Annotated in this window: 7 protein-coding genes, 1 pseudogene and 1 riboswitch; of the genes and pseudogenes, 6 read left to right on the forward strand and 2 right to left on the reverse strand. The window is 70.8% G+C overall.

All coding sequences use genetic code 11. The features are described from left to right. The 5 genes and pseudogenes from C3Y15_RS32470 to C3Y15_RS30205 form a co-directional block, all read left to right on the forward strand. Window positions 1–580 (forward strand): annotated as a pseudogene (locus tag C3Y15_RS32470) (MCP methyltransferase); the annotation flags it as partial. Between the two features lie 45 nt (window positions 581–625). Further along, window positions 626–1,330 (forward strand): chemotaxis protein CheW, encoded by a 705-nt coding sequence (locus tag C3Y15_RS30190; protein ID WP_041494270.1) that lies wholly within the window; start codon window positions 626–628, stop codon window positions 1,328–1,330. Then, the gene (locus C3Y15_RS30195; protein ID WP_124260006.1) at window positions 1,327–3,885 is read left to right on the forward strand and encodes a hybrid sensor histidine kinase/response regulator; all 2,559 of its coding nucleotides are present in this window, start codon (window positions 1,327–1,329) and stop codon (window positions 3,883–3,885) included. Before C3Y15_RS30190 ends, C3Y15_RS30195 begins: the two co-directional genes overlap by 4 nt. Further along, entirely contained in the window at window positions 3,882–4,901 is a 1,020-nt protein-coding gene (locus C3Y15_RS30200) for a chemotaxis response regulator protein-glutamate methylesterase (protein WP_011881510.1), read from the forward strand. The genes C3Y15_RS30195 and C3Y15_RS30200 overlap by 4 nt, the downstream gene beginning before the upstream one ends. 69 nt (window positions 4,902–4,970) lie before the next feature. Next, a riboswitch (Fluoride riboswitch) is annotated at window positions 4,971–5,076 on the forward strand. 80 nt (window positions 5,077–5,156) lie between these two features. After that, window positions 5,157–6,398, forward strand: a complete 1,242-nt coding sequence (locus C3Y15_RS30205; protein WP_014724596.1) for a voltage-gated chloride channel family protein — start codon at window positions 5,157–5,159, stop codon at window positions 6,396–6,398. A gap of 81 nt (window positions 6,399–6,479) precedes the next feature. Here the strand turns inward: C3Y15_RS30205 and C3Y15_RS30210 are convergent, their stop codons facing one another. Next, window positions 6,480–7,193 carry a riboflavin synthase gene (locus C3Y15_RS30210; protein WP_011881512.1) on the reverse strand — a complete coding sequence of 238 codons (714 nt, stop codon included), beginning with the start codon at window positions 7,191–7,193 and terminating at the stop codon, window positions 6,480–6,482. Between the two features lie 137 nt (window positions 7,194–7,330). Further along, window positions 7,331–9,193: an ABC transporter ATP-binding protein gene (locus C3Y15_RS30215; RefSeq protein ID WP_059462391.1), complete on the reverse strand. Its 1,863-nt coding sequence runs from the start codon at window positions 9,191–9,193 to the stop codon at window positions 7,331–7,333. Between the two features lie 509 nt (window positions 9,194–9,702). On the opposite strand from C3Y15_RS30215, the gene C3Y15_RS30225 reads away from it, so the two are divergent. Next, on the forward strand, window positions 9,703–10,584 hold the full coding sequence (locus tag C3Y15_RS30225; RefSeq protein ID WP_069246548.1) for a Dyp-type peroxidase: 882 nt from the start codon (window positions 9,703–9,705) through the stop codon (window positions 10,582–10,584). Window positions 10,585–10,610: the final 26 nt, after the last annotated feature.

The following is a 10,610-nucleotide window of genomic DNA, read 5'->3' on the forward strand; positions in this document are numbered from 1 at the left end:
GACGTCAGGGGCGGCGTCAGCGATGCCGTTAGCGTCAGCGTGGACGTGTGCGTCAGTGTCCGCAACGGCATCAGGATTGCCATCGTCATCACCCACGTCCGCCACGCGTGCGCTGCACGCCGTCGTGCCGCCGCCGTCGGGTCTGGATGCCGCACGCGCGGCACCGCCGACGGCATTCCAGCCACGCGCCCCCAGCCCGTTCGAACCGGTCGCGCCCCCACCAGCCGATCCACTCGCGCGCGCACGATCCCCATCGCCCGCGCCTGCCAACGCCGTCGACGCGCCGACGCTCGAGCAGGCGCAGGCGCTTGCTAACGCGGGCGCGTTCGACGAGGCCGAGCGCATGCTCGCACGGTTTTCGGCGCACGCGGGCCCGCACGCCGACGCCTACTACCTGAACGGATTGATCGCCGACGCGCGCGGGCGCGCCGAGGAAGCCGGAGACTTCTACCGCAAGGCGCTGTACCTGCGGCCGACCCACCACGAAGCGCTCACGCATCTCGCGACGCTGCTCGACGTCGGCGGCGATGGCGCCGGCGCGCGCTGGCTGCTCGAGCGAGCGCGGCGTGCGGTCGGATAACGAAAACGACACCTGGGACCCGAGAGCGGAATGATCGACGAAACCCTGAACCGCGAAGCTGCCGCCGCCGGCGCGGCGCCGATCGACGTCGACGATTGCTGGAACCGGATCGGCACGAGCGGCGACCGCTCGTGCGAGCGGCTCGCCGCGTGCCTGCGCTGCCTGAACTGCCCGGTCTACGCACACCATGCTGCGCGCTTGCTGGAGCGTCCGCTCGACGCGGCCGAGATGGCCGACGGCGCGCGACGGCTCGGCGCGCACGACGCAGCCCGCATGCATCGCGACGACGATACGCGCCACGCGGCGCTGGCGTTTCGCGTCGCGGACGAATGGCTGGCGCTGCCGATCGGCGCGTTGCGCGAGATCGTCGGGACGCGCCCGATTCATTCGCTGCCGCATCGCCGCCATTCGGCGGTGCGCGGCGTGGTGAACATTCGCGGCACGCTGCGCATCGCGATCTCGCTCGGCGCGCTGCTCGGCCTGGACGCCGGCAAGACCCGCGCGCGCGGCGCCGACGGCGGCTTCACGCGCTTGCTGGTGGCCGCGCACCGCGGCGAGCCGGTGGTGTTTCCGGTGGACGAAGTCGAGGGCGTGCTGCGCTTCGATGCATCCGAATGGGTGCCCGTGCCGGCGACGGTCGGCCGCGCGGGCGCCGGCCTGTCGCGCGGCGTGCTGTCGTGGCGCGGCAAGTCGGTGGGGCTGCTCGACGACGACCGGCTGTTCGACGCGGTCACGCGGAGCATGCGATGAGCGGCGATGACGATCTGAGCCATCTGTCGTTGCTCGAACTCTATCGCGAGGAGACGCGCACGCAGACGCAGGCGCTGTCCGAGCGTCTGCTCGTGCTGGAAGCGCGCGAACCCGCCGCCGCCGCGCTCGACGCATGCATGCGCGCCGCGCATTCGCTGAAGGGCGCCGCGCGCATCGTCGGCGTGCCGCCCGGCGTCGATATCGCCGGGCGGATGGAGGAATGCTTCGTCGCCGCGCAGGCCGGCGCGATCGCGCTGAGTGCGGCGCACGTCGACGCGCTGCTCGCCGGCGTCGACCTGCTGCTGCGCGTCGCCGATCCGGACGCGCCGCCCGTGTCGGCCGCCGAGATCGACGCGTTCGCGCTGGCGCTGACGAGTGCCGATGCCGCGCAGGCGGTGCCGGTGGCACCGACTTCGGCACCGGTCTCAGCGCCGACGTCAGCCGCGCCGCAGCGCGGGTATGACGGCGCGGTGAACGAACCGGTGGACGCTGGCGCGGCGACGCCGCCCCATGCAGCGCAGCCATACGTAGCGCAGCCGTACGCAACTCCGGCGCGTGCAACGCCGCTGCACGCCGAGCAGCCGTACGCAATGCCACCGTATGCAGCGGCGCCACACTCAACGCAGCCGCACGCAACGCCACCGTACGAAGCGGCGCCGCATGCAACGCAGCCGTACGCAACTCCGGCGCGTGCAATGCAGCCGCACGCAACGCCGCCTAACGCAACATCGGCCCATGCGACACCGCCGCACGCAACGCCACCGCCCGCGACCGATCCCACACACGCCGCCCAGGCGGCCGCCACCGCCACCGCCGCAATGCGCCGCGTCCGCGCCGATACGCTGAACCGGCTGCTGAGCCTGTCCGGCGAGTCGCTCGTCGAATCGCGCTGGCTCAAGCCGTTCGCCGAATCGATGCTGCGCGTGAAGCGCGCGCAGCGCGACGCGGCCCGCTCGCTCGATCTGCTGTACGAACGCTTCGCCGACGATCTCGACGCGGGCGCGCTCGCGTCGATGAACGAAGTGCGTCACATGCTGAACGATCTGCAGCGCGCGCTCGCCGAGCGCATGGACGAATTCGACCGCTTCGAGCGGCGCAGCACGCACATCGCCGAGCAGCTGTACGACGAGGCGCTGCAATGCCGGATGCGGCCGTTCGGCGATGCGACGCGCGCGTATCCGCGCATCGTGCGCGACCTCGCGCGCTCGCTCGGCAAGCAGGTACGCTTCTCGATCGTCGGCGAGGGCACGCAGGTCGACCGCGACATCCTCGATCTGCTCGACGCGCCGCTCGGCCACCTGCTGCGCAACGCGATCGACCACGGCGTCGAGCCGCCCGACGTGCGCCGCGCGCGCGGCAAGCCGGCCGACGCGCGCGTGACGCTCGAGGCGCGGCACAGCGCCGGCTCGCTGCTCGTCAGCGTGATCGACGACGGGCCGGGCGTCGACCTCGACGCGCTGCGCGCGGCCGTCGTGCGCCAGCGCCTCACCGACGACGAGACGGCCGCGCGGCTGTCCGACGCCGAGCTGCTCGAATTCCTGCTGCTGCCCGGCTTCTCGATGCGCGACGCGGTGACGGACGTGTCCGGCCGCGGCGTCGGCCTCGACGCGGTGCAGGAGATGGTGCGCGGCGTGCGCGGCGCCGTGCGGATCTTCAACGAACCGGGCGTCGGCATGCGCTTCGTGCTGCAGCTGCCGCTCACGCTGTCGGTGATCCGCAGCCTGCTCGTCGAAGTCGGCGGCGAGCCGTATGCGTTTCCGCTCGCGCACGTGCGCCGCACGCTCGAACTGGCGCACAACGACATCGACGTGCTCGAGGGCCAGCCGCATTTTCCGTTCGACGGGCGGCGCGCGGGCCTCGTCGCCGCGCATCAGCTGCTCGATGCGGGCGCCCCCGACGCCGCGCGGGCGACTACGGCGGTCGTGGTGGTCGGCGGCGAGCCCGAGCTGTACGGCGTCGCGGTCGACCGCTTCCTCGGCGAACGGATGCTGGTCGTGCAGCCGCTCGACAGCCGCCTGCACAAGATCCAGAACATCGCGGCCGGCGCGCTGCTCGAGAACGGCGACCCGGTGCTGATCGTCGACGTCGAGGACCTGATCCGCTCGGTCGACAAGCTCGTGCGCGGCGGCCAGCTCGCGACGCTGTCGCGCGATCCGCAGCGCGCGCTCGGCGAGCGGCGGCGTCGCGTGCTCGTCGTCGACGATTCGCTGACGGTGCGCGAGCTCGAGCGCAAGCTGCTCGAGAAGCGCGGCTACGACGTGACCGTCGCGGTGGACGGGATGGACGGCTGGAACGCGGTGCGCAGCGACGCGTTCGACCTCGTCGTCACCGACGTCGACATGCCGCGCATGGACGGCATCGAGCTCGTCATGCTGATCAAGGGCGACCCGGCGCTCAAGCGCGTGCCGGTGATGATCGTCTCGTACAAGGATCGCGACGAGGATCGCCGGCGCGGGCTCGACGCCGGCGCCGACTACTACCTGGCCAAGAGCAGCTTCCACGACGAGGCGCTGCTCGACGCGGTGCACGACCTGATCGGAGACGCGCGCGGATGAACATCGGCATCGTCAACGATCTGCCGCTGGCCGTCGAGGCGCTGCGCCGGGTGATCGCCTCGCGCACCGAACATCGCGTGCTGTGGGTCGCGACCGACGGCGACGAGGCGGTGGACTTCTGCATCGCGCAGCCGCCCGATCTCGTGCTGATGGATCTCGTGATGCCGAAGCTCGACGGCGTCGCCGCGACGCGGCAGATCATGGCGCGTGCGCCGTGCGCGATCCTGATCGTGACCGCGGACGTCAGCGCGAACACGTCGTCGGTCTACGAGGCGATGGGCGCGGGCGCGCTCGATGCGGTCGACACGCCGACGCTCGCGCTCGGCCTGCCGTCGGACGCCGCGCCGCAGCCGCTGCTCGCGAAGATCGACCAGATCGGCCGCCTGCTCGAAAGCCGCGCGGCGCCGCTCGCGCCGTGCGCGCGGATGCCGGCGTGCGGCCAGCCGACGCTCGTCGCGATCGGCGCGTCCGCCGGCGGGCCGACCGCGCTCACCGCGCTGCTGCGCGCGTTGCCGGCCGATTTCCCGGCCGCGCTGGTGATCGTGCAGCACGTCGATCAGGCGTTCGCGGTCGGCATGGCGGAGTGGCTCGACGGCCATACGCGGCTGCCGGTGCGCATCGCCCGGCAGGGCGGCGTGCCGCGTGCGGGCGAGGTGCTGCTGGCCGCCACCAACGATCACCTGAGCCTGTCGCCGCGCGGCGTGCTGGGCTATACGCGGCACCCGGTCGACACGCCGTACCGGCCGTCGATCGACGTGTTCTTCACCAGCGTCGCCGACGGCTGGCGGGGCGACGCGCTCGGCGTGCTGCTGACGGGCATGGGGCGCGACGGCGCGCTGGGGTTGAAGGCGATGCGCGCGAAGGGCTGCTACACGATCGCGCAGGACGAGGCGACCAGTGCGGTGTACGGGATGCCGAAGGCCGCCGCGGCGCTCGGCGCGGCGGCGGCGATCCTGCCGCTCGAGCGCATCGCGCCGCGGCTCATCTCGCGCGTGATGCGTCGCTCGCCCGACTGAGAGAGCGCCCGGCGCGGCCGGCCGCGCTGGTCGTCATGCTGGCGGCCGCGTCGCGCATCGCGTACAATCGCCGGCTGCGGAGATGGCATGCCTCCCTGCGGTCGATCACGGCGCGTTGCGCGCGCGAGTCGGCCCTCAACCGCCGGTGAGCCCGGCTGATGATGCCTGCGTGTTCCTGGGTCGTCAGGAGGTCGCAGGCCGTCCATTGCGGCATTCTGCCGCCCAGGTTTTGATGTTCCGTCGAATCTGGAAATCATGTTTTTCTCGACCTCTGCCGATTTCTTCGCGACCGTGCGCTACGTGTGCCGCTGGCTCGCCCTGTCGGCCCTGCTCGGCATCCTGGCCGGCACGGCTTCCGCATTCTTCCTGATCGCGCTCGACTGGGCGACCGGCACGCGCATCGCGCATCCGTGGCTGTTGTGGGGGCTGCCGGCCGCCGGCTTCGCGACCGGCTGGGTCTACCACCGGTTCGGCCAGTCGGTCGCGCGCGGCAACAACCTGCTGATCGACGAAATCCACGATCCGAAGGCGCTCGTGCCGAAGCGGATGGGGCCGCTCGTGCTGGTCGCGACCGTCGTCACGCATCTGTTCGGCGGTTCGGCCGGCCGCGAGGGCACGGCCGTGCAGATGGGCGGCGCGCTCGCCGACCGCGTCACGCAGTTGTTCCGGCTCGACCGCGAGCATCGGCGCGTGCTGCTGATGGGCGGTATCGCGGCCGGTTTCTCGTCGGTGTTCGGCACGCCGCTGGCCGGCGCGGTGTTCGGGCTCGAGGTGCTGGCGATCGGCCGGCTGCGCTACGACGCGCTGTTGACCTGCGTCGCGTCGTCGATCGTCGCCGACGTCGTGTGCCGCGCGTGGGGCGTGCATCACACCGTCTATGCGATCGCGTCGGTGCCGGCGGTGTCGGCGACCGGGCTGGCCGCGACGGTCGTCGCCGGCGTCGCGTTCGGCGTGGTCGGCCGGCTGTTCGCATTCGCGACGCATGCGCTGACCGCCTGGTTCCGGCGCGTGGTGCGCTACGCGCCGCTGCAGCCGGTGCTCGGCGGCGCGATGGTGGCCGTCGCGGCCACCGTGCTGAACGTGCCGCAATACCTGGGCCTCGGGATTCCGACGATCGAGGCCGCGTTCCACGGGCCGCTGCCGGCGTACGATTTCGCGGGCAAGTTCGCGTTCACCGTGGTGACGCTCGCGTCCGGGTTCAAGGGCGGCGAAGTGACGCCGCTGTTCTACATCGGCGCGACGCTCGGCAACGCGCTCGGCCAGGTGCTCGCGCTGCCGGTGCCGGTGCTCGCGGGGCTCGGCTTCGTCGCGGTGTTCGCCGGCGCGGCCAACACGCCGATCGCGTCGACCATCATGGCGATCGAGCTGTTCGGCGCGGATCTCGGCGTGTATGCGATCGTCGCGTGCGTGGTCGCGTATCTGTTCTCGGGACACGCGGGCATTTACCGCGCGCAGCGCATCGCGGTGGGCAAGGGCGCGCAGGTCGAGATCGACTGACGTCGGCGCGGCGGGCGGCCGACCGGCCGTCAGGTGTCGACGCGATGCCGCCGCCGGCGCTCGCCGGGGCGGCCGCGCGCGTTACGGCTTCGGCAGCTTCGCGACGTTGCGCGCGAGCAGTTCCTCGATATCGACGCCCTTGTCGGCCAGCAGCGTCGTGACGATGCCGGTCAGCTCGCCGAGCGTCTCCTGGACCGATTCGCGGATCGTGTCCACCACGACCTGGGTGCTGCGCTCGATCTCGATGTTGACCTTGGCGCCGACGCCCTTCGCATCGAAGGTGGTCGCGCGGCGCGTTTCGGGAATCAGCCACACTTCGAACCAGCCTGCGGCGCGGTCGACGTCGGCCACGGTCAGGCTGCAGCCGTTGATCGCGATATAGCCCTTCGCGAACACGTAGCGCTTGAACTCGGCCGGCACGCCGATGCGGATCATCCGGTTGTGTTCGGACGCCGCGATGTGCAGGACCGTGCCCGTGAAGTCGACGTGGCCGGACAGCGGATGCCCGCCGATTTCCGCGCCGTCCTTCGCGGCCCGCTCGACGTTCACGCGCGCGCCGGTCGCCAGCTCGGCCAGCGTGGTGATCCGCAGGCTCGGCAGCATCACGTCGAAGTCGATCAGCGTCGGCGAATGGATCGTCGTCACCGTCAGGCACACCCCGTCGACCGACACGCTGGCGCCGATCTCGATGTCGGCAGTGAAGCGCTCCGGGAATTCGATGCTGAACGTCCTCAGCTCGCCGTGGTCCTCGATGGCCTTGATGACGCCAACACCCTGAACAATGCCTGTAAACATGATCTGCCTTTCGTCGCGAATTGCCTGGTCCGTATGATAAGTGATCGCGGGAACCCGCATCGCGAGCAGGGTCGGCGGCGCGGCCCGCGCGCGCGGACCGCCCCCGCGCCGTCGGGCCGCTGACCGGCCTGCCCGCGTTACACGGCCGCCCGGTGTTCCGGCGACTCGGCGCCGTCGCCGAGCGTGCGCGGCGGCGCATCGATCAGGCCCTTCGCGAGCTCCAGCGCCTGCCGCTCGAACAGCCGGCGATAGACGCCGCCGTGGATACGGATCAGCGTATCGTGGTCGCCTTCCTCGATCACCTTGCCGCGCTCGAGCACGAGCAGCCGGTCGAGCGCGCGGACCGTCGACAGCCGGTGCGCGACCACGAGCGTCGTGCGCCCCACCATCAAGCGCTCCATCGCCTGCTGGATCAGCACTTCGCTTTCGCTGTCGAGGCTCGACGTCGCTTCGTCGAGGATCAGCACCGGCGCATCGGCGAGGAAGGCCCGCGCGATCGCGACGCGCTGCCGTTCGCCGCCCGACAGCTTGATCCCGCGTTCGCCGACGAGCGTGTCATAGCCGTCCGGCAGCGCGTCGATGAAATCGTGCGCGCTGGCCAGCCGCGCGGCGCGTTCGATCTCCGCGCGGCTCGCGTCGGGACGCGCATACGCGATGTTCTCCGCGAGCGTGCGGTGAAACAGCACCGGCTCCTGCTGGACGATCGCGATCTGGCTGCGCAGCGACTCCTGCTGCACCTGCGCGATGTCCTGCCCGTCGATCGTGATGCGCCCGCCCGACACGTCGTAGAGCCGCTGGATCAGCTTGATGAACGTCGTCTTGCCCGAGCCCGAATGGCCGACGAGCCCCACGCGCTCGCCGGGCGCGATGCGCATCGAGAAGTCGTCGTAGAGCGACACCGGATGGTTGCCGTAGCGGAACGTCACGTGCTCGAAGCGAATCTCGCCGCGCGTGATGCGGATCGCGGGCGCGCCGGGGCGATCCTCGATGCCGAGCGGCTGGCGCTCGAGCGCGACGAGTTCTTCCATGTCGTTGACCGAGCGCTGCAGGTTGCGGATGTGCATGCCGACGTCGCGCAGATAGCCCTGCAGCATGAAGAACATCGTCAGCGAGAACGCGATGTCGCCGACGCTCGCCTCGTCGTTCGCCCACAGCCGCAGCGCGACGCCGATCATCGCCGCCTGCATCGCGACCAGCATCGCGCCTTGCAGCCCGCCGTTGAGCGTGCCGCGCACCCACGTGCGGCGCGTGCGCTGCCGCCACTTGCCGATCACGCGCGCGAGGCGTGCTTCCTCGCGCGTTTCCGCGCCGAACGCCTTGACGACGGTGTTGCAGCTGATCGCGTCCGCGAGCGCGCCGCCCATGCGCGTGTCCCACATGTTGCCGAGCCGCGCGGCCGGCGCGACGATCCCGAGCGACACGGCCACGGTCACCGCGATATACAGCAGCGAACCCGCGCCGACGACGAAGCCCATCACCGGCCAGTGCGTGCCGAGCAGCACGGTTGCGCCGGCCAGCATCATCACCGACGGCAGCAGCGCGATCAGCACGGTGTCGTTCAGCAGGTCGAGCGCCCAGATCCCGCGCGTGATCTTGCGCACGGTCGAGCCGGCGAAGCTGTTCGCGTGCCAGTCGGTGGAGAAGCGCTGCACGCGATGGAACGACGCGGCGGCGATCTCGCTCATCATTTTCAGCGTCAGCGTGATGATGTTCAGGTAGACGCCTTGGCGCAGCAGCGTCGCGCCGATGCCAAGGCCGGCCAGCGTGCCGAACGCCGTGATGGCCGAACGCCATGCGGCGGTGCGCTCGGTCAGGCCGCTCGACAGTGCATCGACGAGGCGGCCGGCGAACAGCGGCGTGAGGACGTCGGCGAGTGCGCCGAGCAGCGCCAGCGCCGCGATCGCGGCGATGCGCACGGGCTGCCGGCGCCAGTAGCGGAACGTGAAGCCGAAGACGGCCCGGAATGCGTGGCCGCCCGAATGGGTGGTTTTTCTGGTCATGTATCGTTGCCCGGCGCGTCGCGCGTCGGGACTTTCCGGTTCGGAGAACGTCGAAAACGCGACAGCCGACCCGCGCGCACGGCGCGGATGAAACGAACAACGGGCTGTCGGGAAAATGCGCGGACCGGCGGGTGAGCGGACCCGGAAGCCGGCGCGTGCGACGCGCAGGATCAGCGGCGTCGCGAGACCACGTTCGGGAAGGCTGCTGGCATTCGTGACATCTGCACCTCCCTGTAGCGAACGGTTGAAATGAAGAAAAAAGGACGCCGAAAAAGCGTGGATCGATTCTAGCAGCAGTGTTCGGCTCGCCGCAATGTCTGACGAATGCGCGTTGCGGCGTCGATACGCGCGGCACGCGGCGCGTCGGAGGCTTCGATACGTTTCGGTATGTATCGGCCCCGTTTCGTGCGCGGCGCGGCGCGGAGCGCGGGGCCGCATCGATTAAACTTTGCGGTTGCGCCGGCTGCTGCGGCCCGGCCGATTCACCCCGATACATTCCTGAGGAAACGATGAGCGACGTTCAGCAAGGCATTCTGGCTCCGATCGACACGGCGGCCCGATACCTCACTTTCACGATTTCCAGCAACGTCAATGTCGCGGCGGCGCTGCGGGCATTGCGCGAGCTCGTCGACGGACGCGGCGCGGTCGCCGGCTTCGGTCATGCGCTGGCCGCGCATCTCGGGCGCCCGGTGCCGGGCCTGACCGAATATCCGGCGTTCGCGGTGAACGACCGCACGCTGCCCGTCACGCCCGCCGACGTGTGGGTGTGGCTGCGCGGCGACGATCGCGGCGAGCTGGTGCTGCGCACGCGCGCGATCGAGCGTGCGCTCGCGCCGGCCTTCGCGCTGCAGGACGTGGTCGACGGCTTCCGCTATTCGGGCGATCGCGACCTGTCTGGATATGAGGACGGCACCGAGAATCCGACCGGCGACGACGCGCTGGCCGCGGCCGTCGTGGCCGGGCAGGGCGCGGGCCTGGACGGCTCGAGCTTCGTCGCGGTTCAGCAATGGCTGCACGACTTCGACCGGATGGAGCGCATCGCGTCGGGCGACATGGATCACATCGTCGGCCGCCGCCGCTCGGACAACGAGGAGATCGACGACGCGCCCGCGTTTGCGCACGTGAAGCGCACCGCGCAGGAGAGCTTCGAACCGGAAGCGTTCATGTTGCGCCGCTCGGCGCCGTGGGCGGATGCGCGGCGCGCCGGGCTCTACTTCGTCGCGTTCGGCTGTTCGTTGCGCGCGTTCGACGTGCAGATGCGCCGGATGTGCGGCGCGGACGATGGCATCGTCGACGGCCTGTTCCGCTTCACGCAGCCGCTGACGGGCGCGTACTTCTGGTGTCCGCCGGTGAAGGACGGCAAGCTGGACCTGTCGGCGCTCGGGCTGTAAGCAGCGCGGTAGCAGCGGAGTGAACG

This window comes from Burkholderia sp. B10 (genome assembly GCF_004368385.1).
In the GTDB taxonomy this organism is placed as follows: domain Bacteria; phylum Pseudomonadota; class Gammaproteobacteria; order Burkholderiales; family Burkholderiaceae; genus Burkholderia; species Burkholderia vietnamiensis.

Bases quoted from the DNA above. Each gene is read 5' to 3' on its own strand.
- C3Y15_RS30195 (WP_124260006.1), top strand. From the start codon at position 1,327: ATGAGCGGCGATGACGATCTGAGCCATCTGTCGTTGCTCGAACTCTAT.
- C3Y15_RS30200 (WP_011881510.1), top strand. From the start codon at position 3,882: ATGAACATCGGCATCGTCAACGATCTGCCGCTGGCCGTCGAGGCGCTG.
- C3Y15_RS30205 (WP_014724596.1), top strand. From the start codon at position 5,157: ATGTTTTTCTCGACCTCTGCCGATTTCTTCGCGACCGTGCGCTACGTG.
- C3Y15_RS30210 (WP_011881512.1), bottom strand. From the start codon at position 7,193: ATGTTTACAGGCATTGTTCAGGGTGTTGGCGTCATCAAGGCCATCGAG.
- C3Y15_RS30215 (WP_059462391.1), bottom strand. From the start codon at position 9,193: ATGACCAGAAAAACCACCCATTCGGGCGGCCACGCATTCCGGGCCGTC.
- C3Y15_RS30225 (WP_069246548.1), top strand. From the start codon at position 9,703: ATGAGCGACGTTCAGCAAGGCATTCTGGCTCCGATCGACACGGCGGCC.